Consider the following 23,844-nt stretch of genomic DNA (forward strand, 5'->3'; position numbering starts at 1 on the left):
ATAGCCAACGGGGACGCCGTCGGCGTCCATCAGTGCGCCAGCGGCTGTGCGGACGGAACCGCGCGGAGGAAACTTCAGGTGCGCTCAATCGGCGTCCAGCAGCAGGCGGCGATGCTCGGCGCGATGGCAGGCGGCGCAGAGGCACTGCAGATCATCGAGCGCGGTCTCGTGATCATCGCCCATGGTGCTCACCAGGATAGTGTGATGGATTTCGAACACCGCTTCGGCCACCGCCAGCGGGAAGATTGCGTACCAGTCGGCCGTGCAGCCCGGATTGTCACAGGCGAGCCTGCCGTCATTCAGCGCCCGCACCTGGGCCCGCTTGGCGGCGGCCGCCCTCCTGCTGCGCCGGCGCTCCGTACGCAGGTGCTCGGCGAAACGAGGGCTGCCTTCGGCCCAGCTCTGCTCATCCGGATCGGGCGACGGCGCCGTGCGGCCGCTCCGGGCGGGCCCGGACGCGGTCGACTTTTCGACGATGTTGTACCCGGCGGTGAGGATGGTGCGGAAGCAGGGCTCGCTCCACCCGGCCTTGAAGTGACCAGGGAAGGCCCTAATGCCCAGGGCCTGTTCGACGGCCAGGCCAAACACCTTCTTGGGCGCCAGTCGTTCACCGGTGGGCAGCAGCACATCGTAGTCGCGCGACGGGTCGAAGTTGGGCGCGTCCTCTCCGGCCAAAAGACGGTCCACCGCCCGGCGGACCTCAAGCGCCGTCACCGGACGTAGCTCTTCGGCCGTCAACAGCATCACTTTGGGCGCTGCCGCCGTGCGCCCGCGCGTGAACTCGCCCTCGCGCAAGTCCAGCAGACGCACGACCTCCGCCGGATCCAGGTTGAAGTCGAATCTGACCTGCTTGGTCGAGTTGCCGCCTCTCGCCTCCTCGTCCTGGCCAAAGCGTCGCAGGCGACCGCGAACCGCCGTGGAAAGCCTCTCGCCGTCAAGGGTCACGATCTCCTCACGACGGATCAGAACGCGGTCGACCTCCGGCACCTTCCTGGCCGGCCGACTGTCGATCAGAATCTGCTCAAGCGCGCGGTCGTCTGTGCGGGCCCGGCGACAGATCGTAAGCAGGGCTGGCCCCTGCCCCGTGTTCCTGGCCGGGCGTCCCCCGGTCCGGCCCCCCTGGCTGTGCAGGATGAGAGAAGCCCCCTCCAGCTCAATCCGGGCGTCCAGGACGTCACCGCTCTCGTTCGCGATCAAATACGGCATTTCGGTAACCCAGCTGACATCATGGCGTTCACGGTCGCGGCAATATGGCGGGAGTTTGCTCCGTCGGCCGCTGTATCTTTGACCGCGTGGCGTGCCTACGGCGCGGTCTGCGCCAGCTGCAGACATTGGGTTCGCGGCCGTGATCGGATCTTCTCCCTAAGGGCCGCAAGCCTAGTCGGTGATGCTCGTCCTGCTACGTTCGCAAATGCCGATGAGGCGACTGAGCGGAAGCATTGCAGTGTAGATCGCATCACTACCCCACACCCACAAATTGCGTGCAATCTGCACCGCATGCCCTAAGGGGCGATGACTTGTCGTGGAGGGGCTCCAACAGTGGTCGAGGCTCTGTATTTTCCAAATCTTTCGCTTCCCCATTCAAACTGGGTGAATCCGGCGATACTCTATTTCGACCGTATTCAGGTCATTGCACCTATGGGGAGCTGGGACGGCCTTTACGATCGCCGCACCGAGGAACTGATCGGAGAAGATCTAGTCGCTCCCGTGACACCGGGGATGAACGGCTGGAACAGGGAAGCCGACGACCGTTTCGTCCGGTATCTGACACAGTTGCCAGCAGCCCAGAAACGCGACAGTGCGCCGGCCAGCGTTCATTTGGGGAAGCTTGCCTATACCTCTTTGGTTGACGACCTGAGGGCCACCGGCCTCTTGCAAGACGACGGCGACGGATGGCTGGCGGCGCCTAGATGGGCGGCCGACCAAGTACTTACTTACCTAGCTTTACAGATGACGACCTCATCACACATGGAGGCGTCGTTAGTGACGGACACGGGCCCTGCCTGGACAAGGGTCACTGGGGTGGCCGCATCCGAGCGCCGTCGCACGCGTGAACTGCAAGCGGTTACGTCACTTCTGCCGGTCGCCGCCTCTGCTTCCACGACCGAACTCGTCAGGTTTCGGCGCCGGCATAAGCGCGCTCTCTTGGAGTTTCGGCACGAGATCGCGAGAGCCCTGTCCACTCCCGACAACCACCTGGATCTCTGGGAGCTCCAACTTCGGCGCGACGAATTGATAGCCGATCTGAGAGGCTTCAATATCGCTTCATCTTCGGTGTCGGTCACCGTCACGGCCCTCCCGATCGGGGCCGCGCTGATGGAGGGTAGCCCCTGGAGCGCCGGTGCGGGGATGGCGGCGCTAGCCATGAGCGCATGGGGTGAGGCTCAGCGCGGCCGGCGCGCGTACACGGCACACCGAGATCCCATGGTCTATGCGGCGATTGCTCGGATGAAACTCGGAAACTAGCCCGGCTCACCAGCGACCCGACGCGATGACTTGGTCCGTAGTCTGTCCTGCGCCATGTCTGGACGGCTCCCCGTTGGCAAGGTTGATCTGAGAGTTCTGTGAGCGCTGGTCGGTGCGGCCATGTCTTCGACCTGTTGGTGCGGTGCATGGACCGCTGGCCATGATGCCCTCCGCGAAGCCAGGTCCCGACCAAAAGCACGGGCTCAAGGCCCGATGGCGCATTGGGTTCTCCCGCTTCCCGGGTCGACCGGTTCACATCACTCCTTCGTCGCCCTTTCCAAACTTGTCCGGCGCAGTGGCGCCTGAGTTTTACGCGGCTTGCAGCTGCGGCTCCCGATAGGCCTCGCCGCTGGTCATGATCGCCCAGATCATCCGGGCGTTCTTGTTGGCCAGCGCCACCGCCGCGATCTTGGTGCTTCGCCTAGCCATCAGCTGCACCAGCCACGGTCGCCTGGATCCGTGTCGCTCGGCGTATCGGATCACGGCCAAGGCTCCGATCACCAGGAGCTGGCGCAAGTATCGATTGCCCTGCTTTGTTATCCCGCCAAGCCGTTCTTTACCGCCGCTTGAGTTCTGTTTCGGCACCAGGCCGATCCAGGCGGAGAGGTTGCGGCCAGACTTGAAGGCATGAGGATCGGGCACACTGGCGACCATCGCGCTCGCCAGCACCGGGCCGACGCCAGGCACAGCCATCAGCCGGCGGCCGACCTCTGTCGCCCGTGCGCTGGCCAAGATCATGCGGTCGGTCTCGAGCGCCTGGCGGTTCACCAGGTCGAGCTGATCGGCCAATAGCTTCAGGCAGATCCTGGCGTGCGCCGGCACGCGTTCGTCGGCACCGTCCCGGATGATCTCGACTAGACTCTGAAGCCCCAGCCGGCCGATCGGCGCCGCCAAGCCAAACTCCGCCATGTGCGCCCGGATGGTGTTGGACAGTTCGATCCGATGACGCATCAGGGTCATCCGAGTCCGATGGATCACCAGCACGCTCTGCTGCTCCGGCGACTTCACCTCGACGAAGCGCATGCTGGGGCGGGTCACGGCTTCGCAGATCGCCTCGGCATCGGCCGCGTCATTCTTCTGCCGCTTCAGATAGGGCTTCACGTACGAAGGCGGCATCAGCTTCACCTCGTGGCCCAGCTCGCCCAGCTTCCGGCCCCAGTGATGCGCCGTGGCGCAGGCCTCGATCCCGACCCGACAAGGCGGCAGCTTCTCAAAGAATGGGATCAGTTTGGCTCGGGTCAGCTTCCGCTGGACGACAACCTGGCCCTCAGCATCGACCCCGTGGACCTGAAACACCGACTTGGCGATGTCCAATCCCACTGTGACCACCTCTTCCATGGCGCTCCTCCATTTCGGCCGCAGCAATGCTGCGACCACGGTGGGGAGCCGTCCACGGCATCAGTAGCGGACATAGGGTTCAGGATCGGAAGCGGACGGTATGGAGGTCCGCCGTCCGGCTCCGCGCGCATCATGGGTTCGACCTAGGCAGTGGGCATCGACGGCTACTGTTCCTGCGCGCCATCAGCTGCGTCTCGCCGGCTGATGACGGTTCGGCCTGGCTGGTACGGATTGGTGACGACGCGGTAGGGCTCTTGCGGCAGGCTTTCCAAGAAGGCGTAGTAGTCCCGCTCGGATTTGGGGCGGTGCAAGCCGAGGAAGGTCAGGCTGGAGGACGACCAGGCGACTTCGCCTTCAGCTTCGACGCCGGTCATGTCCATTCTTGCGCCGTAGGCGATCGTATGCCGACCGACCCTAAATCCGTATCCGAACAGCAACGGGGCCGGCTCTGATCGGGGTAGGTCGATCTCGGTATCGGTTGTGAAGCTTGCGCCCGTGACGGTTGACGAATCTCTCAGCATCGCGGCCAGACTCACGATGTCATCGCCCGCTGTCCAAAGATCCTGCAGGGTGACCTTGGCGTTGGGGGCGCCCACGCGGTCAAATACCAGCGCTGCTGCGCTCGTCAGGCGAGCGAGTTTCCTCCACTGAGGCCCTGACTTGGCGGCCGGATCACAGATCCATTCCGTCACGCTGCTAGTTCCGGGGCGGGTGATCTTCAACTCGACGCCGCCACCGGCTGTCGCGGCGAGGATCGCGTAGAGGTCTCGCCACTGGTGCGCCTTGAGAAGGGTGTCATCCAGGACCTTCGGATTGCAGCCCAGGGCTAGGCTCAGCTTGGGCGTCGCGCCTTGCATATCGGCGATGAAGGAAATGCGGTGGAGATCCGTCTCGACAATGAGCTTTAGCCGGCCGAGCGCTGCTGTGACGGGGCCTGGCAGTCGTCGAACGTCCCCGCGAAAGCGGTAGACTTTGTCGGCGATACGGAATTTCACCACCGCCGGGTCGTGTTTGTGAAGGAAGGAGAGCTTCGCAGGCCCCGGGGGAAACTCGCTGGAGGGCAACGAGATGCCAAACCGGGTCTCAATGGCGGCTAAAGACCCAACGTTCAACGGGCTCAAGCCGAGAAAGCCGTCGAGAATCTCATCCTCGCTTCCGAATATCCCGACGTTCAACTGCAGGGCGTTCCGCTCGAAGCCGAGCGACTTGAGCTCGGCGTCCTTGGCGGTGAGATATGCGACATGGTCGGTGGTGCAGACCGCGTTGAGGGCAGCCAGCAATGCGCTGTGGGTGACCGGGGCCGCGTCGGCGTATTTCGATGGGTCGATCCGCAGCCATACGTCGTTCGGTCTTTCGCCGCGCGCCTCCGCTTTTCGTAGGCGCTTGAGCACCCGGGCGACAATCTCGCCCCGGCAGTGGATGATCCGCATTGAACTGAACTGCAGATCCGGATCGACGCACAGAACGCAGAGGAAGCTCGGACCGCCGTGCTTGACCAAGCGCTCGGCCGAAGACAGCCGGAGCTTGACGTCCGTGCGATCGGACCACTGAGTCTTGACCTGGACACGGGCGGAGATCGGGGCTGGTCGTGAATCCAGGCCGGTCGATCCGATCTCGTGCGGAAAGTCGACGGTGTAGTCCCAACCGGCGCGATCGCGGTTGGCGGTATTGGCGATCAGGCGCGCGTCGGCGCAGATTTCGCCGAACCGCTTCTCGCCCTTTTCTCCGAGCGTATCACTGTCGAGCGGCCGATCGATCATCGCACCTGTATGCGGTGATTGGAGAGGGTCGAGAAGAGGTGCGCCATGGCCTCGACCTCGCCTGCCCGACCGTTAGTCCAGACGGGGCCGTCGTGGAATCTCCTAGAAGGGCAAATCTGAGATGTTGGTCATCCTAGCAAACCCGATAGCTCCGATTGCCCAACTGTCGTGCCTACGGGCGGCAGCGACTGTCGCATTGGGATCGGTGAGCAGCCAAGTGAGGGGCTTTGAGCCGGCGATGTGACTCGCGGCGCGACTACGGCAAGCGGCGATGAAGCGATCACATCGAGCGTTCTGTTCGGGCAGGGCGCTCATAACTGCGTCGGCCGGAAAACGCTGGACTCGCCGATACCGGAGATATGCTGGAAATGGAGTCGCCAAATCCCAAGCCACCAGTGGAATGCTTGAGACTGGATAACTCGCGTCTTCCGGCAGCAAATACGGCCCGACATCGAGCAGCCGCCCATCGGCCTCAACCCAGAAATGAGAGCACTGCTCAGCCCCGAAACCGAATCCCTGCATGCTGGCGCGACCGCCATCTCGCGACACGATGAAAGCCACGACGTCGCCCCCAACGATTTCAGCTTCAACACCCCCGTCGAGGAGAAGCGCACGCATTGCGAAGGCTGCGTAGTAGCAGCGCTTGTAGAAATCTTCCGGAAACTCCTTGCGCAGGCTCCGGACCACGACGCCCAGCAGCTTCAGGGTCTGGCTGTTCGACAACATCGGAGAACGCAAAGCTGTCAGCCAACCCTTGAGTAGGGATAGGCGTTCTTGATGTAGGCGTTTAGAAATTGGCCCTTCGATGTCGACTGCATCAACTGCTCAAGGAGGGCCGCGCTGACGTTGTAATATTGGTAGACAGTGCCGTTGTTGAATTCGACCTCAAGGGTCTCGCTCGGCTCGTCATAGCCGATCGCCGCGATATTTGTCGAAGCCACAAGCTGGCGATCCATGATTATCCCTCCGCCCCGACCTCTGGCTCAACAGCTTCACGCTGAATATTGGTTACGACGGCGACTGCCGTTGTGCTTTGTGCTCGCCAGGAAGCGACCACACGATCGTATCCCTCGGCGCGCCGCCTCGCCGACCAGGCGGCCGTCACCTCCGGGTCTGCACTTCTGGGCAGATGGGCTTCCGAAGGCAGCGTGACACGGCATCGAACTGGAAGCCTGGCAGCTTCCCCGGCAATGATCGCTTCGCCGGTTCGCAACACCGGCAGAAGGTCCATCAGCCCGGCCAGGTTATCCGGGAGCGCTCCTTTGACCCGACTCCTGTCCAGCACGCCGCTGGATGCAGAGGCCAGGAAGGGCCGGAGATCGTCCCAGATGACTGACAGCGCGACGACCGGCACGCCGATGTCCTTGGCGATCCGGGTGCGGTTAAACCCTCGCCCGATCCGAGGCACGGTTGCGGCACCGACGCTGACCCGCGAGAGGAACGCCGCAAGACGTGCTGCTTCAGTGGGTTGCCATCTAGCGACAACCTCAGCGATGCGGCGCGCCCGCGCCGCGCCGCATGCGTTCTCTCGGGACATAAGCTACTCGCGCTACCACGTGGCCAAAGCCGCGAGCAGCAACACGTCCGCCCCAGCAAACGTAGAACACCGGCCGGCCGTCGACACCCTGTCGTGACTGCGCTAAATGCCTGTGGACAGATGGAATGCCTTGCCGCCGAACGTCGTGACCCTCTGGCGCCGCGAGGAGGCCTTGGCTCCAGTCCCGAAGCCGGACCTTCGCGCTACGAGTGAACCTCCACTTGTCGGGTGACGCCCCCTACGCGTCTCGTCAGACCTTCGAGCGACTGTGCATAGGGAAACGCAAGGCGTCGGCATCCAGCAGATCCAGCAGGTCGATCAATGCGTGCTGCAACTCGCCCAAACGCTGCACGGCGGGCGCAATGTCCCGCGCGAGGACCTCCAAGTCCTTTCGAAGCGCGTCGATTAGAGCGTTTCTTTGAGGCGGAAATGCCGCCAGGAACGCGCCGTAGCCGATGCAGGTTGGCGCGCTCGTCGGATCGATAAGGGCCTCGCCCAGAGCCCGCTGTTCGCCGGCGAAGATGCGAAGCCTCGCGGAGTAGGCATCAGTCCCCATGATCCCACTGATATTGTCTTGGAGGTGCAGCAGGCGCCGAGTTCTGTCGTTCTCGCCGAGATCGATCAACTGGACCTCCCGCCGCACGAGTTCGGTCCAGCAAAGGTACTGCGCGATGAGGAACACCGTGTTGTCTATCGCATAGCGCCGTTCCCGAGCGTCCCCTCGACGAACGAAGGCCTCCAACACCCCTTTGCGCAGCAGATTGTAGAGGCGGCTCTGCAGATCATAGGCCGATCGGGCAAGAGGCTCGCTAAAACGGGAAACTTGATGGGCACGCTCGCGCTCGCCCCGGCGGTCTTCGCGATCTTGCTTCAGCCGCTCGATGCTCTCGTTGGTCCGGGCGCTCTTGCGGGCCCCATAGATCGTAGCCGCGCAGGTCACGATGGCCGCGACCACAGCAGCACTCGCGGCCAGGGACGCATTGCCGGCCTGGGCCTGCGCCACGATCTTGGCCGCGGCGGTAGTGGCCTCCGCGGTGATTTGCGCTACCGTCGCCGCATCTGGTGTTGCGCCAATGGCCATCTTGCGTTTGCCCCCTCGCCTGAGGGCATGGTGGGCTCAAATTTGCCAGCTGCAAGAGGTGTGAATGGCTATTTCGAGGTGCTGGGGCGCTGGCAGGAAGGGGCACTCCCTGCCTGTCGCCCTGAGATGTGTCGAAGCCCCCATTCCCACGCAGCCGATCCTGAGTCGTGGAGAAACTAGTCACCTTTCTGGAGTGGTGCCGCAGAGATCACCGATGCTGCGAGCGCGCGAATACGCGGCGCACGGTGGCTCGTCCGTCGGCTTCGAGAATATAGTCATTCACTAGGTCGGACCGGTCATACAGTCCAAATTCGTCCGGAGACCGAGCAAGCTCGTAACCTGACGCGTCGAGCCAAATGACCTGGTCCTCGCCGGCCATGGGCAGGACGTTATAACGCTTCATGGCTCCAGCCGTGCCGGTCAGTTCGGCTTCCTCGGGCACGGCTTCGACGCGCTCCCGTTCGCGGATAGGTAGGCTCCGTTCCCACGCCAAAAACTGCTGGGGATCAATAAGGTCCTCGGAGCTTGGCGCTTCAATCTCTTTGCCGAGCCATTGCTCGAATACGAGCCTCAGTGCTTCGGCATCCTCGCGCGTCTTCGCGCGTCCCTGCGCCAACGCAAAGGCAACAAAGGGGTCGAGAGTTCCCCAGCGAAGCAGCTCGCGCGCCCAGAAGCCGAACCAGGGAAGCCCCGTTGTGGCCTTCCATTCTGCAAGCGATGGAACGGCGAGCGGATCACCAGCACCCGCAGTCCATTTCTGCGCCACGACCGCGCCGATTGCGACCCCCAAGCGAAACTCCAGATTGTCGGCGACGAAACGCTGGCGGGCCCGAAGATTGCCGGCTTCGGGCGCTTCGCCGCCCGGCGCTCGCATCCACCAGCTCAGAACGTCGGTCCAGGCCTCCAGGATCTCGCGATCGCCAACCGTGTCGCGCACGCGGAAGCCGAAGCCGCGATCATCCTTCAAGAGCTCGCCCAGGGCCTCAAACCGCGCCAGACGCTGCTCCGGAATCTCGGCGCCATAGTCGATAGCAGCCGCCAGCAGGTCGCCAATTGCGGGCGCAATCGCCTCGAATCGCCTGCCGACATAGGGCGAGAAGCCATATTGGTAGAGCCGCCTCCGTTCCTCGGCGTCGGGGTAGATGTCTTCGACGATTGCGCGCCCGCGGCGCACGATCGCCTGTTCGAGCCACGCCTCCTGCGCTGCTGCCGCAACGGTGAAGGTCTTTTGCCAGAGAGCGGCGAGTTTGGCCTCTGCCTGCGCGCCGTCGAGTTCCGCCCCAAGAAGGCTGAGCTCCTCTAGAGCCGTCATCACAAAGGCATCGAGCTCGTCGACCGTATCGGCCAGCCGGGCAAGCCCGCTGCTGGTGCCGGTCCCGGCATCGTCGCTCACCTCGCTGGGTTCGACCTGCTCGAGCCATTCCAGAAAGGCCTCATCGGTCAGATGCCCGAAATAGAGCCGCGCCTTGTCGCGCAGTTCGCTGAGCAACATGGCGAGCGGACTGAACGTCGCATCGCCAGCCAGCTCGTCCCGCCGGAGCTTCTCGCGCAACTCGTCATAGTCTTTGCGAAGGGCATCCATCTGATTGCGCTGGATCTGCTTCTGCCCGTTGGCGGTAGTGGCGATCGTGGTGGGCAAGGCGACTAGCGTTAGCCCTTCCATTCCACGCGTCGCGCCCGGCCTGCCGGCACGACCGGCAAGATTGCGGAACTCAGCTGCGGTATAGGGGGTGATGACCGGCTGCCGCTTGACGTTGTCGTAGGCGCTGCGCTTGAGCGAAGTGACGAAGATGATGTCGAATGGGAGATTGACGCCTTCGGTAAGCGTCGCGGTCGCAACGGTGATCGGACAGGTTTTCTCGTCGATCAGCGCCACCATCAGCCGCCGCAGCCGTTGCGGCATCTGGCCATGGCTGGTCGCTATTCCACGATCAAGCAGCCGCACCTCATAGGAATCGGGCCCGCAATAATCGACGCAGGCTGCCCGGGCTTCGGCGAAAAGGTCACCGCCCCTGCCCCCAGGCGGCACGAACACCGGCAGTTCCTGCCAAGCCGGAAGGTCGAAAGCTTCCGCATACCACCCCATTGTCTGTTCGGGTTGTTGGGCCAACGAGATGAGGATCCGGCGATCAGTCGCGGCGAGATGCAGGGCCGTCCAAAGCACGGTCACTTGGTTAAAGCGGTAGAGGCTGGACCTCATCTGCGGGGGCAACTGAGCCATCGGCGGGATGGTGAGGTTGAGATAAACCGGGGCATCACGGCCCTGCACATAGAGCGGCCGCCCGTTCATAAGCTCGAGCAACATCGTGCTGCGCCGCTCCGACGCGGTTTCGAGCACGCCGATTACCTGCCGGGTGCTGCGATACCGCGTGCCTATTGCTGCTGCGTCGGCAGTGCCCTCCATCCACCGTGCCACGGGTCCCGCACCGCCGCCGGCTACTGCGGTCAGCGCGATGCGGACCATGTCGGGGGCCTGAGTAAGCAAGCGCGCAACGAAGCTTTCGAGCCTGAGCGAGCGGCTGCTGTGATCGGCGAATTCGCTGCGGCCGCTTTCCGTATCCTCGGGCAGAACCTGATGGGCCTCATCGACAATAAGGAGCTTTAGACGGCTGAGCAGCAGCGGGGCGAGATAGCGCATGAGCGCATCGGCCTTTTCGACCGTGGCGATGAGCACGGTCGGGCGGAAGGCGTTCAGCCAGTAGTCGGTTATGCCCCAGTCGGCTCCGCCATATAGGCCGGTGATGATGAGATCGCGGCCGAGCTCAGATGCCAGCTTCGCTTCCACCTCACCGGCGAGCGCGCGGGACGGGACGAGATACAAGGCCAACGGCACGACCTCGCCATGATCGCGCAGCAGCAGCTCCTTTACGAGGCCGAGATTGGCGACAAGCGTTTTGCCCGATCCGGTGGGCGTGCATAGCGCAAAGGACGAGTTTTCGAGCAGGCGTGTGAGACCGGCGCGCTGCGATGACCACAATATGCCGCGGCCGCGGGAGAACTGGTCACGCGCAAAGGCCAGCATGCGTGGCATGCGCTCGAGGTTGAGTTCGCCAAGTGCGCGGACAGATCGATAGATGCTGGCGTCAGCGAACCGTTCACCGACTTGCCGCAACAGGCTGATCAGGAGCGAGACGTCGTCGCTGAAGGTGCGCACGGCCATGGCGTCGAGTGCCTTGAGCTTTGCAGCGGCCTTTGCCAGGCGGCGATCATCCCCGCGCCGTATTGAATCCGCAAACAGGCCGAGCGCGCGAATGAGTTCGACCGTGAAATACCAGCTGAGCCTGTCATCCTTGTCCTCTTCGAGGATCCGACGGGAAGAGCCTACGTCGGTCAGGTCGCCATTCTGATCCCAGAAGGTCATTGCATGGACGAGCACCGCGTCGAAATCGGCGCGGATGAATGCAGCAAAGAGCGTCTGGCCGTCTTCCACGAGATCGAGTTGTCCGAGAAGACTCGACGCCATCGCGGGCAGACCGCCGAGCTGGAAGGCGGCGCCGGCAAGTAGTTCGATTGGCGCGATCGTCCGGAGGTCGTCTGCGGAGCGCGTCAGCCATTCGAGGATCTCGCCGGCACGCCGGTAGCAGTCGATCGCGCGCGGCGCGTCATGGCCTTCGATCTCTGCGAAGATTTCGGCTGCCTGCAGCAGGCTTCGGGCATCCGCTAACTGACCTTCGGAGTCCCTGCGGTTCCAACCGATCGTGTCGACCCGCCAGCCGATCTGCAGGCAGCGGACATAGGAACGCGCCTGATTGGCAGATATCTCGTTGTCCAACGCGAGCCCGATGCGCGCGCCATTGGCGATCTCGAGCCGTTGCGGATCGTTCGCCGGCATCAGAGGGCCCAAAGCGCGTCATAGACGCCATCGATCAGCTTATCGCCGTCGTTCAGAATGAGTTCGACCACCTGCAGGTCATGCGGTGCCGTGTATTCCTCTGGCACCACCTCCCACGGTATCAGCGATGTCTTGGGCTTGCGGCTGGGGACGTCGCCGCCCGAGATCATCACCAGGTTGGTCCGCGGCAGCGGTTCGGCGCCCGACACCACCAGCACACGGTCGAGCCTTGCGATCGCCGTTGAATAGCCGTTAGGGTCTATTTCGCGTAGCAGGCGCTGCAATTGTCGCAAGCCGTGCGGCGCTGGGGTGTCCCGATTCATCTGGAACCAGATACCCTTGCCGTCGTGCTCAAGTTCCTCGGTTTCCGGATCCTTCTTTTTTTTGCCGTACATCAACTCGGCAACAACGGCGGGCTGAAGCTTCTTTCGCCATTTGGCTTCACCGGCAATGAAGCGCTCAATATCCCCCCCCTCGTTGAGCGCTAGCGCGAGGAAATCGGAGCCCCGCCGGCCGTAGACCTCACGTTTGCGCTCTTCATCCCGGACGAGCGCGAACAGATAGGCCTCAGCATCCTCGTGATAGCGGAAGAGGAAGACAGGGATCGTCCATGCATGGCTGCCGATATATTCGTAATGCTCAGTGAGCATGCCAGCCATGACTTCACCGAACAGGCCACGTCGCGTGATCGACGGTAGGCAGGTGGGATAAGTGACATGCGCTTCGGGTTCATCCGCATCGGGGTGAAGCTCGATGCCCATCTGTTCATGGAAGAACTTGCGGGCATCCGCGTGCGCCGATTGGAAGTAATCCACGAAATCGGCGATCAAGTCATCGTCGCAGTCGCAAATTTGCTCGAGCAACAGGTGACCGTAAGTGTCGATAGCGCTTGGATAGTCCTTAAGCCATCGTGCCAGCGCAGCCCTTGGCGGTGGGCAATTGTGCAAAGTCAAAGTCGAACTCCCCCGCGCTGAATCTATGGAAATCGGCCGCCGGCATGAAGCGATAAAATTCGCCCGCTGCGACATTTGCGTTTGACGCGGCCTAGCACCGGCGAAGAGGGAGCGATTGCAACGTCGCCCTGGGATCAAGCTCGGCCAAACCGGGGACGCTGCCACATGGCGCCTGAAGCGGGCGATCCAAAACGAGTCAGGCTCTGCCGTTAAGCGGCTAAGCTTGGGCAGACGCCCTAGAGCGGACATTCCGAGGGTCGGCAATGATCTCGACTGAGACATTGCCGACGAGCGGCATCGGCGGAAGGCGCGGTTCAGTACCGCCTGCCCAGTCGGTCCAGTTCTGGAAACGCCGACAGAGGCGCGAACAAAAATGAAATTCTACGAGAACGTATGATGAGCAAAGCGAGCGCCGATGCTCTCGCAACCATCTGATTTTTAAGACTTATCTACCCAGTCCATCATAGGTGCGACGGACAGTCGGTAGCTGTCGCGATGTGCGGTCGGGGTGGTCAAGGGATGCGCTCGGGCGGCGGGGGTTCGTGCGCCACTTAGTACAGCGCGCGTCCGCTTTCCACCCGCGCGGCGTTCGGCCGCCGCGCGGAGCATTGACCCAGCGTCGTTGATTTTCTAATTTTCAGAAATTCCTGAAAGTTCGAGAGAACATGAATCTTCCTCCCCTCACCCAGGCCTTCGTCCTCCACTTCGGCGAAATGGGCAGCCGCTGGGGCATCAGCCGCACGGTCGGCCAGATCTACGCTCTGCTGTTCCTGGCCGAGGAGCCGCTGAACGCCGACGACATCACCGAGAAGCTCGGCTTCTCGCGCTCGAACGTCAGCATGGGGCTCAAGGAGTTGTCGTCCTGGCGGCTGGTGAAGCTGCAGCACAAGCCCGGCGACCGGCGCGAGTACTTCTCGACGCCCGAGGACATCTGGGAGATCGTGCGCATCCTGGCCGAGGAACGGCGCAAGCGGGAGATCGACCCGACCCTGTCGATGCTGCGCCAGGCGCTGGTCGAGACGCCGGCGACTGAGGGCGAACGCCACGCCCAGGCGCGGATGGCCGAGATGCACGGCCTCATCGAGCTTGTCACCCGCTGGTCGGAGGACATTCAGAAGCTCGAGACCCAGACCCTGATCCAACTGCTCGAGGTGGGCTCCAAGGTGCAGAAGGTTTTCGAGATCAAAGACCGCCTGAAGGTGGTCGCCGGCGGCAAGGCGCGGCGGCGCGGCAAGACCGAGGGACAGGCCGATGTTTGACGACATCAGCGCCCTGACCCTGGCACGGGCTCAGTTCGCCTTCACCGTCTCGTTCCACTTCATCTTCCCGGCCTTCTCGATCGGTCTGGCCAGCTACCTGGCCGTGCTCGAGGGGCTGTGGCTGAAGACCGGCAAGGAGGTCTATCTCAACCTCTTCAAGTACTGGCTGAAGATCTTCGCCCTGGCCTTCGCCATGGGCGTCGTCTCCGGCATCACCATGTCCTACCAGTTCGGCACCAACTGGTCGGTGTTCTCCGACAAGGCCGGACCGGTGATCGGCCCGCTGATGGCCTACGAGGTGATGACCGCCTTCTTCCTGGAAGCCGGGTTCCTCGGCGTGATGTTGTTCGGCATGAACAGGGTCGGCCCCAAGCTGCACTACATGGCCACCCTGGCGGTGGCGATCGGCACCTTCATCTCGGCCTTCTGGATCCTCTCGGCCAATAGCTGGATGCAGACGCCGCAGGGCTTCGTGATGAACGCCGTCGGCCAGTTCGAACCGGCCGACTGGTGGGCCATCGTCTTCAATCCGTCGTTCCCCTACAGGCTCGTCCACACCGTGCTCGGCGCCTATCTGACCACCGCCCTGGTGGTGGGCGCGGTCGGGGCCTGGCACCTGCTGAAGGACAAGACCAACGCCGGGGCGCGGGTGATGTTCAACATGGCCATGGGCATGATCGCCGTGGCCGCCCCGATCCAGATCTTCGCCGGCGACATGCACGGCCTGAACACCCTGGAGCACCAGCCCGCCAAGGTCATGGCCATGGAGGGCCACTTCCAGAGCCACCCGGAAGGCGCGCCGCTGATCCTGTTCGGCATCCCCGACGAGAAGGCCGCCACCGTCCACTCGGCAATCTCGATCCCGAAAGCCTCGTCGCTGATCCTCAAGCACGACCCGAACGCGCCGCTGGCTGGGCTCGACACCGTGCCGCGCGAGAACTGGCCGCACGTCTCCATCGTCTTCTGGTCGTTCCGGATCATGGTCGGCCTGGGCATGCTGATGCTGACCCTCGGCGCGGTCAGCCTGCTCGCCCGCACCCGCCGCAAGCTCTACGACTGGACCTGGCTGCACCGCTTCGCCCTGGTCATGGGCCCCGCCGGCTTCGTCGCCGTCCTGGCCGGATGGGTGACGACCGAGGTCGGCCGCCAGCCGTTCACGGTCTACGGCCTGCTGCGCACCTCGCAGTCGGCCGCGCCGCTCGATGCGCCCGCCGTCGCAGCCTCGCTGCTGGCCTTCGTGGTCGTCTACTTCATCGTGTTCTCGGCCGGCACGGGCTACATCCTGAAACTGATGAGCCACGCGCCGCATCCCGGCGAGCCGGGCCTGGAGCCTGCGCCCGACCATCCGGTGCGCACCGCCGGCATCACGCCCGCCCCCGGCATTCCCGTCCACCGCACCGGCCAGGGAGACGCCTCGTGAGCCTCGACCTCCCCTTCGTCTGGGCGTTCGTCATCGCCTTCGCCGTCTTCGCCTACGTCGTCATGGACGGCTTCGACCTCGGCATCGGCATCCTGTTCCCGACCTTCAAGCCTGGCCCCGAGCGGGACTCGGCCATGAACTCCGTCGCGCCGGTCTGGGACGGCAACGAGACCTGGCTGGTGCTGGGCGGCGGCGGGCTGATGGCCGCCTTCCCGCTGGCCTATGCGATCGTGCTGCCGGCCCTCTACGCGCCGATCATCGCCATGCTGCTGGCGCTGATCTTCCGCGGCGTGGCGTTCGAGTTCCGCTGGCGCGACCCGGACCACCGGCCGTTCTGGGACTTCGCCTTCACCGCCGGCTCGGTGATCGCCACCTTCGCTCAGGGCGTGACCCTGGGCGCGCTCCTGCAAGGGATCGCCGTCGAGGGCCGCCAGTACGCGGGCGGGTGGTGGGACTGGCTGACGCCCTTCAGCCTGCTCACCGGCGTCAGCCTGGTCGTCGGCTACGCCCTGCTCGGCGCCACCTGGCTGGTCATGAAGACCGAAGGCGCCATGCAGTCTCACATGCGGCGCATGTCGGCCTGGCTCGGCGCGGGCACGGTCCTGCTGATCGGCGTGGTCAGCGCCGCCACCCCGTTCCTCGAAGGCGCCTATTACGAGAACTGGTTCGCCTGGCCGAGCGTGCTGCTCACCGCCCAGGTGCCGCTGCTGGTGCTGATCGGCGCGGTCTTGTTCTTCCGCAGCCTGCGCAAGGGCCACGAGCGCTGGCCCTTCCTGCTGGCGCTGGCCCTCTTCGCGCTCAGCTTCGTGGGGCTGGGGATCAGCATGTTCCCGCACGTGGTGCCCGGCGCCGTGACCATCTGGGAGGCCGCGGCCCCCGACTCCAGCCTGATGTTCATGCTGGTCGGGGCCTCGGTGCTGATCCCGATCATCCTGGCCTATACCGGCTACGCCTACTGGGTGTTCCGCGGCAAGGTCGGCCACGAGGGCTATCACTGATGGCCGCCCCCTCCTCCTCGTCCTGGCGGCGGCTGGCCTGGTTCGTCGGCCTCTGGTTGGCCGGCGTCCTCACCGTCGGCGCCGTGAGCTATCTGCTCCGCGCCTGGCTGCTGTGATGAGGGACCGCCGCGCGACGCGCGTATCCTATCTAGGCGGGTCTCCCCCCGCCTTCGGGGCCACGCCTTTGAGTATGGTGTTGAGTAAATGAGTTCGTCGAACCCGGCCCCCGATCGGCGGCACCTGCTGTTGGCGGCATCTGTCCTGCTGCTGACGGCGGGCTGCGCCCAGGCCGCGCCGCCGCTCGATCTGGTCGTCTACAAGACGCCCTGGTGCGGCTGCTGCAAGGGCTGGATCACCTACATGACCCGCGCCGGATTCAAGCCGACGGTGCACGAGGTCGAGGACCTGACGCCGATCCGCGAGAAGCACGGCATCCCCTTCGACCTGTCGTCCTGCCACACGGGTCTGATCGGCGGCTACGCCGTCGAGGGCCATGTCCCGCCCGCCGACGTCCTGCGCCTGCTCAAGGAACGCCCTAAGGCGATCGGCCTGACCGTTCCTGGCATGCCGATCGGCTCGCCCGGCATGGAAAGCCCCAGCGGCGAGACCGAAGCCTACGCCACCCTGCTGCTCCTCGACCGATCCGGAAAGGCCCAGGTCTTCGCCCGCCACGGCTAGCTGAGCGAGAACGGTACGATCGAGCGCTCGGTGCGCGACACCCGGAAGCTGCGGTCGACCGGCGGAAACGCCCGCTGCAGGCAGTCGTCGCGCTCGCAGATCCGGCAGCTGACCCCGATCCGCGCCGGCGGTCCCTTCAGGTCCACGCCGTCGGAATAGACGATGGCGTCGGCGTACTCGACCTCGCAGCCCAGACCGAGGGCGTAGCGCCGGTCCGGCGTGCCGTGGCCGCCCGACCGCTTCAGCACGCTCCAGGCCAGGCACAGATAGCGCGCGCCGTCCGGCATCTCGGCCACCTGGGTCAGGATGCGGCCGTCGCGTCCGAACGCCTCGTGCACGTTCCACAACGGGCAAGTGCCGCCGAACCGCGCGAACTGGAACCTCGTGGCGCTGTGGCGCTTGGTGATGTTCCCGGCCGGATCGACCCGCACGAAGTAGAACGGCACCCCGCGTGCGCTCGGCCGCTGCAGCGTGCTTAAGCGGTGGCAGGTCTGCTCGAAGCTGGACTGGAACCGCAGGGTCAGGGCGTCGATATCGTGGCGCAGCTCCTGCGCCGCCTGACGAAACGCCTCGTACGGCAGCACCAGCGCCCCGGCCGCATAGTTGGTCAGGCTGATCCGGCAGATGTCGACCGCCGCCGGGCTGCGCAGCTCGGAAGCCTCGAGCTCCGCCTCGATGATCTCGCCCAGTTCGGCGGCGACCACGTGGCAGGCCATCTGAAAGGTCCGCGTCTCGGCCGGCTGGGCCATGTTCAGCGTCAGCTCCCGCTTACCAGGGTCGTAGCGCCGCATCAGGTCGCCTTCCGCCACCCGCCGCACGGTCACTTGAAGCTTGTCGCGCAGATAGGCCTCCAGCGCGCTCTCCAGCGGGATCTCGGGCACCAGCCCGCACCGGCCGTGCAGCTGCTCGGCCGCCACGTCCAGGGCGTGGATGTAGTTGTTCTTGTAGTGGAAGTAGTCGCGCACCTCCTCGTAGGGCAGCTGCGCGCTGGCCGCGACCGTCTCGTCCAGCGACAAGGCCTCGTCGGTGGCGCTCAGCCGCTCGCCGGCCCGGCGGTGCGCGCGGTGCAGATCGAGGTAGTGCCGCGCAAAGCTCGGCGCGTTGGTCACCACCAGCTTCAGCTCCGCCAGCGACGGCGCGGGGGCCTCGGCGGCCGATTCCGCGGTCGCCTCGCGCAGGTCGGCGATCATCCGCTGGTCGTCGTCGGCGTCGAGCGAGGCGGCGTCCACATCGAACACTCGCATCATCGAGATCAGCACCCGCGCGGTGACCGGCCGCTGGTTGGCCTCGATCTGCGAGAGGTAGCTGACCGACAGGCCAAGCCTTGCCGCGCAAGGCTCCAGCTTCCATCCCCTCGCCTCGCGCAGGCGGCGCACCTTCGGTCCGACGAACAGCTTTTGCGACATTTGCAACTTTGCAGAATGTGAATTTGCGAAGCGTGTTTTTCACAATAGCGCCTCTATTCACATGACGTCACCTGCCCTGGCGCCTATCGCAGGTTCGCGCCTGCTTTCGATGGCGCTCAGACTGAGGCCAGGCCCGTGAACTCCATCGTCCGAAACCTCGCGCCGACGGGCGCCAAGCACATCCTTGAAGAGCTTGAGAAGCGCCGTGGCGAGGCGCGTCTGGGCGGGGGCGAGCGCCGGATCGCCAGCCAGCACGGCAAGGGCAAGCTGACGGCGCGCGAGCGTCTGGACCTGCTGCTGGACGAGGGTTCGTTTGAGGAGTTCGACATGTTCGTCGAGCACCGGGCGACCGACTTCGGGATGGCCGACAACCGGGTGCCGGGCGACGGGGTGGTGACCGGCTGGGGCCGGATCAACGGCCGGCTGGTGTTCGTGTTCTCCAAGGACTTCACGGTGTTCGGCGGCAGCCTGTCGAACGCCCACGCCCGCAAGATCGTCAAGGTGCAGGAGCAGGCGCTGAAGGTCGGGGCCCCGATCATCGGGCTGTTCGACGCCGGCGGCGCCCGCATCCAGGAAGGCGTCGACGGCCTGGCCGGCTACGCCGACATCTTCCTGCAGAACACCCTGGCCAGCGGCGTCATCCCGCAGATCAGCGTGATCATGGGCCCCTGCGCCGGCGGCGATGTGTACTCCCCGGCGATCACCGACTTCATCTTCATGGTGAAGGACACCTCGTACATGTACGTGACCGGCCCGGACGTGGTGAAGACCGTGACCCACGAGGAGGTCACCCACGAGGAGCTCGGCGGCTACCGGGTGCATGCGCTGAAGTCGGGCGTCGCCGACGGCGCGTTCGAGAACGACCTGGAGGCGCTGACCCAGGTGCGCCGGCTGGTCGACTTCCTGCCGCTCTCCAACCGAGAGAAGCCGCCGGTGCGCGAGAGCTTCGATCGGACCGACCGGCTGGAGCCCTCGCTCGACAGCCTGGTGCCGGCCAATCCCAACAAGCCCTACGACATGAAGGAGTTGATCCTGAAGGTCGTCGACGAGGCCGACTTCTTCGAAATCAGCCCGGACTTCGCCAAGAACATCATCTGCGGCTTCGGCCGCATCGACGGGGCCACCGTCGGCGTCGTCGCCAACCAGCCGCAGGTGCTGGCCGGGGTGCTGGACATCGACTCGTCCAGAAAGGCCGCGCGCTTCGTGCGCTTCTGCGACGCCTTCGAGATCCCGCTGGTGACCCTGGTCGACGTGCCCGGCTTCATGCCCGGCACCAAGCAGGAACAGGGCGGGCTGATCCGCCACGGCGCCAAGCTCCTCTTCGCCTACGCCGAGGCCACGGTGCCGAAGGTCACCCTGATCACCCGCAAGGCCTATGGCGGGGCCTATGACGTCATGAGCTCCAAGCACATCCGCGGCGACGTCAACTACGCCTGGCCCTCGGCCGAGATCGCGGTCATGGGCTCCAAGGGCGCGGTCGAGATCATCTTCCGCTCCGAGATCGGCGACCCCGAGGCCATCGCCGCCCGCGAGGCCGAGTACAAGCAGCGCTTCGCCAATCCGTTCGTCGCCGCTTCACGCGGCTACATCGACGATGTCATCATGCCCCACTCCACCCGCCGGCGCATCGCAAACGCGCTGAAGAACCTCCAGGGCAAGCAACTCGCCAATCCCTGGAAGAAACACGACAACATCCCGCTGTAGGTCGCGCTTTATGTTCACGAAAATCCTGATCGCCAACCGCGGCGAGATCGCGGTCCGCATCATCAAGACCTGCCGCCGGATGGGCATCGCCACGGTCGTCGTCTACTCCGAGGCTGACGCCGACTCGATGGCCGTTGAGATGGCTGACGAGAGCGTCTTCATCGGCGGCTCGCCCGCCGCCGAGAGCTACCTGGTCGCCGACAAGATCGTCGCCGCCTGCCGCGCCACCGGCGCCCAGGCCGTGCACCCCGGCTTCGGCTTCCTCTCGGAGAACGCCGGCTTCGCCAAGCGGCTGGCCGACGAGGGCATTGTCTTCATCGGTCCCAACCCCAAGGCCATCGAGGCCATGGGCGACAAGATCGAGAGCAAGAAGTTCGCCGCCAAGGCCGGCGTCTCCACCGTGCCGGGACATGTCGGCGAGATCGACGACGTCGCCCACGCCCTGAAGATCGCCGCCGAGATCGGCTATCCGGTGATGATCAAGGCCAGCGCCGGCGGCGGCGGCAAGGGCATCCGCGTCGCCTGGAACGAGAAGGACGTCGAGGAAGGCTTCCCGGCCGTCCGTGCCGAAGCCAAGGCCAGCTTCGGCGACGACCGGATCTTCATTGAGAAATTCATCGAGAGCCCGCGCCACATCGAGATCCAGGTGCTGGGCGACAAGCACGGCAATGTCGTCCACCTGTTCGAGCGCGAATGCTCGATCCAGCGCCGCAACCAGAAGGTCATCGAGGAGGCTCCCTCCCCGCTGCTGGACGAGGCCACCCGCGCGTCCATGGGCGCGCAGGCCGTCGCCCTCGCCCAGGCCGTCAACTACGACAGCGCCGGCACCGTCGAGTTCGTCGCCGGTCAGGACAAGAGCTTCTTCTTCCTGGAGATGAACACCCGCCTGCAGGTCGAGCATCCGGTCACCGAGTTGATCACCGGCGTCGACCTGGTCGAGCAGATGATCCGTGTGGCCTACGGCGAGAAGCTCGCCTTCCAGCAGTCGGACCTCTCGATCAACGGATGGGCCATCGAAAGCCGCATCTACGCCGAAGACCCCTATCGCGGCTTCCTGCCGTCGATCGGCCGCCTGGTCCGCTACTCGCCGCCGCTGGAGGGCGAGGCCGGCGCCGCCAAGGTCCGCAACGACGCGGGCGTGCGCGAAGGCGACGAGATTTCGATGTTCTACGACCCGATGATCTCCAAGCTCTCGACCTGGGGCCCCGACCGCAAGGGCGCCATCGCCGCCATGGGCCGCGCGCTCGAGGACTTCCACATCGAGGGCCTGGGGCAGAACATCCCGTTCCTGGCCGCCGTCATGGACCAGGAGCGCTTCGTCTCCGGCCAACTCTCGACCAACTACATCAAGGACGAGTTCCCCGAGGGCTTCCACGGCGTCGAGCCCACCGCCTCGCAGCGCGACCTGATGGCCGCCACGGCCTGCGCCATGCACCGCCGCCTGGCCGCTCGCTCAGCCCCGCAGCTCGTGCGTGAGGAATGGGTGGTGGTCGCCGGTCCCGAGCATCGCAAGGTCCGCGTCACCAACGGCGGCGACCACGTCACCGTCGCCTTCGAGGACGGCCGGACGGTCCAGCTCACCGAGATCGCCTGGCGTCCCGGCCTGCCGCTGTTCAAGGCCAAGCTCGACGGCCGCCCGTTCACCGCCAGCGTCAAGCCGGCGGCCGAGGGCTTCATGATCCGCCATCGGGCCGCCCTCGTCCACGTGCTGGTGCTGACCCCGCGCTCGGCCGAGCTGCACCAGAAGCTGCCGCCCAAGCAGGCGGCAGACACGTCCAAGATGATCCTCTCGCCGATGCCCGGCCTCGTCGTCAGCCTCGACGTCGAACCGGGCCAGACTGTCCAGGCCGGTCAGGCCGTCGCCGTCGTCGAAGCCATGAAGATGCAGAACATCATCCGGGCCGAGCGCGAGGGCGTGGTCAAGACGGTCGGTCCCAAGGCCGGCGACTCCGTCGCCGCCGACGAAGTCCTCGTGGAGTTCGCATGATGCAGATGACATCCACCACCCAGAGCATCCCGCTCGGCGAAGTGATGCGCCGCCTCGACCTGACCGCCCGGGCGATCCGCTACTATGAGGAGCTCGGTCTGGTCCGCGCCGGCCGCGACCAGCTCAACCGCCGCCGCTACGACGAGGACGCGCTGTCGCGGCTCGGCGCCATCGCCGAGTTCAGGCGCGCAGGGCTCTCGCTCGACGACATCGCCGCCATCCTCAGCCGCCAGGACGCCGGCGGCGATCGCAGCGCCCACATCGACTATGCCGTTTCGCGGCTGTCGGAACGCCTGAAGGTGCTGGAACAGGAGCGCCGCGAGGCCGAGGCTGCGCTCAGCGCGCTGCTCGTGCATCGCCAGACCGCCCCGTGGCCGGTGGAGATGCGCGCGTGAGGTTCGATCCCGCAGAGCCGCGTCACGACTGGACGCTGGCCGACGTCGAGGGTCTGTTCGAGCTGCCGTTCATGGAGCTGGTGTTCCAGGCCGCGGCGGTGCACCGGGCCTGGTTCGATCCGAGCGAGGTGCAGCTCTCGCAGCTGCTCAGCGTCAAGACCGGAGGCTGCGCCGAGAACTGCGGCTACTGCAGCCAGAGCCAGCACTTCGAGACCGGCGTGAAGGCCGGCAAGCTGATGGACGCGACGAGCGTCATCGCCGCGGCGATGGAGGCCAAGGCCGGCGGGGCGCAGCGCTTCTGCATGGGCGCGGCCTGGCGCGACCTGAAGGACCGCGACGTGCCGAAGGTGGCGGCGATGATCTCGGGGGTTAAGGCGCTGGGCCTGGAGACCTGCGCCACGCTCGGCATGCTGACCCGCGACCAGGCCCAGTCGCTCAAGGACGCCGGCCTCGACTACTACAACCACAACCTCGACACCGGCCCGGACTATTACGACCAGGTGGTCACCACCCGCACCTACCAGGACCGGCTCGACACCCTGGAGGCCGTGCGCTCGGTCGGCATGTCGACCTGCTGCGGCGGCATCGTCGGCATGGGCGAGACCCGCACCGACCGCGCCGGCCTGCTGCACGCCCTGGCCACCCTGCCCGAGCATCCGAACTCGCTGCCGATCAACGACCTGATGCCGATCCCCGGCACGCCGCTGGGCGATTCCGAGGCGGTCGACCCGCTGGAGTTCGTGCGGATGATCGCCGTGGCCCGCATCGTCTGCCCGAAAACCGTGGTCCGGCTCTCGGCCGGCCGTGAGCACATGAGCCGCGAACTGCAGGCGCTGTGCTTCCTGTCGGGGGCCAACTCGATGTTCATCGGCGGCAAGCTGCTGACCACCGCCAACCCCGACAAGGACACCGACGCCGCGCTCATGACCGACCTCGGCCTGCGCCCCATGACCATGGGCGAGCCGCGCCAGCGCGTCGACCTTTCCGAAGCAGATGTGATGGGCATGGCCTAGTCGGCGCCGACGCCGAC

General features: G+C 65.1%; 20 protein-coding genes. 10 read left to right on the plus strand and 10 right to left on the minus strand.

Annotated elements, in window-relative coordinates:
- Nucleotides 1-84: 84 nt before the first annotated feature.
- Nucleotides 85-1,206: an HNH endonuclease gene (locus ACSQ2H_RS14315; RefSeq protein ID WP_436062059.1), complete on the minus strand. Its 1,122-nt coding sequence runs from the start codon at nt 1,204-1,206 to the stop codon at nt 85-87.
- A 333-nt stretch (nt 1,207-1,539) separates the two neighbouring features.
- Here ACSQ2H_RS14315 and ACSQ2H_RS14320 point away from each other — a divergent pair, with 333 nt between their 5' ends.
- Complete coding sequence (locus tag ACSQ2H_RS14320; RefSeq protein WP_436062060.1) at nt 1,540-2,466, plus strand: hypothetical protein; 927 nt, start codon at nt 1,540-1,542, stop codon at nt 2,464-2,466.
- A 309-nt stretch (nt 2,467-2,775) separates the two neighbouring features.
- Here ACSQ2H_RS14320 and ACSQ2H_RS14325 read toward each other — a convergent pair whose 3' ends face one another.
- The 8 genes from ACSQ2H_RS14325 to ACSQ2H_RS14360 form a co-directional block, all read right to left on the minus strand.
- Nucleotides 2,776-3,804: an IS110 family transposase gene (locus tag ACSQ2H_RS14325; RefSeq protein ID WP_436062061.1), complete on the minus strand. Its 1,029-nt coding sequence runs from the start codon at nt 3,802-3,804 to the stop codon at nt 2,776-2,778.
- A 164-nt stretch (nt 3,805-3,968) separates the two neighbouring features.
- Entirely contained in the window at nt 3,969-5,564 is a 1,596-nt protein-coding gene (locus ACSQ2H_RS14330; RefSeq protein ID WP_436062062.1) for a hypothetical protein, read from the minus strand.
- Between the two features lie 102 nt (nt 5,565-5,666).
- Nucleotides 5,667-6,290 (minus strand): hypothetical protein, encoded by a 624-nt coding sequence (locus ACSQ2H_RS14335; protein WP_436062063.1) that lies wholly within the window; start codon nt 6,288-6,290, stop codon nt 5,667-5,669.
- 17 nt (nt 6,291-6,307) lie between these two features.
- Complete coding sequence (locus tag ACSQ2H_RS14340) at nt 6,308-6,520, minus strand: KTSC domain-containing protein (protein ID WP_436062064.1); 213 nt, start codon at nt 6,518-6,520, stop codon at nt 6,308-6,310.
- Nucleotides 6,521-6,522: 2 nt separating this feature from the next.
- Complete coding sequence (locus ACSQ2H_RS14345) at nt 6,523-7,101, minus strand: hypothetical protein (RefSeq protein ID WP_436062065.1); 579 nt, start codon at nt 7,099-7,101, stop codon at nt 6,523-6,525.
- A gap of 250 nt (nt 7,102-7,351) precedes the next feature.
- Complete coding sequence (locus ACSQ2H_RS14350; RefSeq protein WP_436062066.1) at nt 7,352-8,182, minus strand: hypothetical protein; 831 nt, start codon at nt 8,180-8,182, stop codon at nt 7,352-7,354.
- A 208-nt stretch (nt 8,183-8,390) separates the two neighbouring features.
- Nucleotides 8,391-12,014, minus strand: a complete 3,624-nt coding sequence (locus ACSQ2H_RS14355; RefSeq protein WP_436062067.1) for a DEAD/DEAH box helicase — start codon at nt 12,012-12,014, stop codon at nt 8,391-8,393.
- Nucleotides 12,014-12,844 carry an aminotransferase gene (locus ACSQ2H_RS14360; RefSeq protein WP_436062068.1) on the minus strand — a complete coding sequence of 277 codons (831 nt, stop codon included), beginning with the start codon at nt 12,842-12,844 and terminating at the stop codon, nt 12,014-12,016. The genes ACSQ2H_RS14355 and ACSQ2H_RS14360 overlap by 1 nt, the downstream gene beginning before the upstream one ends.
- A 788-nt stretch (nt 12,845-13,632) precedes the next feature.
- Between ACSQ2H_RS14360 and ACSQ2H_RS14365 the strand changes: the two genes are divergently transcribed.
- The 5 genes from ACSQ2H_RS14365 to ACSQ2H_RS14385 all read left to right on the plus strand — a co-directional run bounded on the left by ACSQ2H_RS14365 (nt 13,633) and on the right by ACSQ2H_RS14385 (nt 17,322).
- Complete coding sequence (locus tag ACSQ2H_RS14365; protein WP_436062069.1) at nt 13,633-14,226, plus strand: GbsR/MarR family transcriptional regulator; 594 nt, start codon at nt 13,633-13,635, stop codon at nt 14,224-14,226.
- On the plus strand, nt 14,219-15,646 hold the full coding sequence (locus ACSQ2H_RS14370) for a cytochrome ubiquinol oxidase subunit I (protein WP_436062070.1): 1,428 nt from the start codon (nt 14,219-14,221) through the stop codon (nt 15,644-15,646). Before ACSQ2H_RS14365 ends, ACSQ2H_RS14370 begins: the two co-directional genes overlap by 8 nt.
- The gene (cydB, locus tag ACSQ2H_RS14375) at nt 15,643-16,644 is read left to right on the plus strand and encodes a cytochrome d ubiquinol oxidase subunit II (protein WP_436062071.1); all 1,002 of its coding nucleotides are present in this window, start codon (nt 15,643-15,645) and stop codon (nt 16,642-16,644) included. The genes ACSQ2H_RS14370 and cydB overlap by 4 nt, the downstream gene beginning before the upstream one ends.
- Nucleotides 16,644-16,760 carry a DUF2474 family protein gene (locus ACSQ2H_RS14380; RefSeq protein ID WP_436062072.1) on the plus strand — a complete coding sequence of 39 codons (117 nt, stop codon included), beginning with the start codon at nt 16,644-16,646 and terminating at the stop codon, nt 16,758-16,760. The genes cydB and ACSQ2H_RS14380 overlap by 1 nt, the downstream gene beginning before the upstream one ends.
- A gap of 88 nt (nt 16,761-16,848) precedes the next feature.
- Nucleotides 16,849-17,322, plus strand: a complete 474-nt coding sequence (locus ACSQ2H_RS14385; protein ID WP_436062073.1) for a DUF411 domain-containing protein — start codon at nt 16,849-16,851, stop codon at nt 17,320-17,322.
- Here ACSQ2H_RS14385 and ACSQ2H_RS14390 read toward each other — a convergent pair.
- Entirely contained in the window at nt 17,319-18,728 is a 1,410-nt protein-coding gene (locus ACSQ2H_RS14390; RefSeq protein ID WP_436062074.1) for a helix-turn-helix domain-containing protein, read from the minus strand. The two genes, ACSQ2H_RS14385 and ACSQ2H_RS14390, sit on opposite strands and share 4 nt — an antisense overlap.
- A 144-nt stretch (nt 18,729-18,872) precedes the next feature.
- Here ACSQ2H_RS14390 and ACSQ2H_RS14395 point away from each other — a divergent pair, with 144 nt between their 5' ends.
- The 4 genes from ACSQ2H_RS14395 to bioB are packed head-to-tail and all read left to right on the plus strand — an operon-like array spanning nt 18,873 to nt 23,827.
- A complete protein-coding gene (locus tag ACSQ2H_RS14395; RefSeq protein WP_436063574.1) occupies nt 18,873-20,432 on the plus strand; it encodes an acyl-CoA carboxylase subunit beta in 1,560 nt (519 codons plus the stop codon).
- A 10-nt stretch (nt 20,433-20,442) separates the two neighbouring features.
- Nucleotides 20,443-22,419, plus strand: coding sequence for an acetyl-CoA carboxylase biotin carboxylase subunit (locus ACSQ2H_RS14400; RefSeq protein ID WP_436062075.1), 1,977 nt, complete (start codon nt 20,443-20,445; stop codon nt 22,417-22,419).
- The gene (locus ACSQ2H_RS14405; protein WP_436062076.1) at nt 22,416-22,814 is read left to right on the plus strand and encodes a MerR family transcriptional regulator; all 399 of its coding nucleotides are present in this window, start codon (nt 22,416-22,418) and stop codon (nt 22,812-22,814) included. Before ACSQ2H_RS14400 ends, ACSQ2H_RS14405 begins: the two co-directional genes overlap by 4 nt.
- Nucleotides 22,811-23,827: a biotin synthase BioB gene (bioB, locus tag ACSQ2H_RS14410; protein ID WP_436062077.1), complete on the plus strand. Its 1,017-nt coding sequence runs from the start codon at nt 22,811-22,813 to the stop codon at nt 23,825-23,827. The genes ACSQ2H_RS14405 and bioB overlap by 4 nt, the downstream gene beginning before the upstream one ends.
- Nucleotides 23,828-23,844 lie beyond the last annotated feature (17 nt).

It is taken from the genome of Phenylobacterium sp. LjRoot97 (genome assembly GCF_964254345.1).
Classification (GTDB): Bacteria; Pseudomonadota; Alphaproteobacteria; order Caulobacterales; family Caulobacteraceae; genus Phenylobacterium.

Excerpts from the sequence above, each read along its gene's own strand:
- ACSQ2H_RS14385 (WP_436062073.1), top strand. The coding sequence starts at position 16,849 with ATGAGTTCGTCGAACCCGGCCCCCGATCGGCGGCACCTGCTGTTGGCG.
- ACSQ2H_RS14350 (WP_436062066.1), bottom strand. The coding sequence starts at position 8,182 with ATGGCCATTGGCGCAACACCAGATGCGGCGACGGTAGCGCAAATCACC.
- ACSQ2H_RS14325 (WP_436062061.1), bottom strand. The coding sequence starts at position 3,804 with ATGGAAGAGGTGGTCACAGTGGGATTGGACATCGCCAAGTCGGTGTTT.
- ACSQ2H_RS14355 (WP_436062067.1), bottom strand. The coding sequence starts at position 12,014 with ATGCCGGCGAACGATCCGCAACGGCTCGAGATCGCCAATGGCGCGCGC.
- ACSQ2H_RS14380 (WP_436062072.1), top strand. The coding sequence starts at position 16,644 with ATGGCCGCCCCCTCCTCCTCGTCCTGGCGGCGGCTGGCCTGGTTCGTC.
- ACSQ2H_RS14390 (WP_436062074.1), bottom strand. The coding sequence starts at position 18,728 with ATGTCGCAAAAGCTGTTCGTCGGACCGAAGGTGCGCCGCCTGCGCGAG.
- ACSQ2H_RS14365 (WP_436062069.1), top strand. The coding sequence starts at position 13,633 with ATGAATCTTCCTCCCCTCACCCAGGCCTTCGTCCTCCACTTCGGCGAA.
- ACSQ2H_RS14345 (WP_436062065.1), bottom strand. The coding sequence starts at position 7,101 with ATGTCCCGAGAGAACGCATGCGGCGCGGCGCGGGCGCGCCGCATCGCT.
- ACSQ2H_RS14340 (WP_436062064.1), bottom strand. The coding sequence starts at position 6,520 with ATGGATCGCCAGCTTGTGGCTTCGACAAATATCGCGGCGATCGGCTAT.
- ACSQ2H_RS14335 (WP_436062063.1), bottom strand. The coding sequence starts at position 6,290 with ATGTTGTCGAACAGCCAGACCCTGAAGCTGCTGGGCGTCGTGGTCCGG.
- ACSQ2H_RS14315 (WP_436062059.1), bottom strand. The coding sequence starts at position 1,206 with ATGCCGTATTTGATCGCGAACGAGAGCGGTGACGTCCTGGACGCCCGG.
- ACSQ2H_RS14400 (WP_436062075.1), top strand. The coding sequence starts at position 20,443 with ATGTTCACGAAAATCCTGATCGCCAACCGCGGCGAGATCGCGGTCCGC.
- ACSQ2H_RS14330 (WP_436062062.1), bottom strand. The coding sequence starts at position 5,564 with ATGATCGATCGGCCGCTCGACAGTGATACGCTCGGAGAAAAGGGCGAG.
- ACSQ2H_RS14405 (WP_436062076.1), top strand. The coding sequence starts at position 22,416 with ATGATGCAGATGACATCCACCACCCAGAGCATCCCGCTCGGCGAAGTG.
- ACSQ2H_RS14370 (WP_436062070.1), top strand. The coding sequence starts at position 14,219 with ATGTTTGACGACATCAGCGCCCTGACCCTGGCACGGGCTCAGTTCGCC.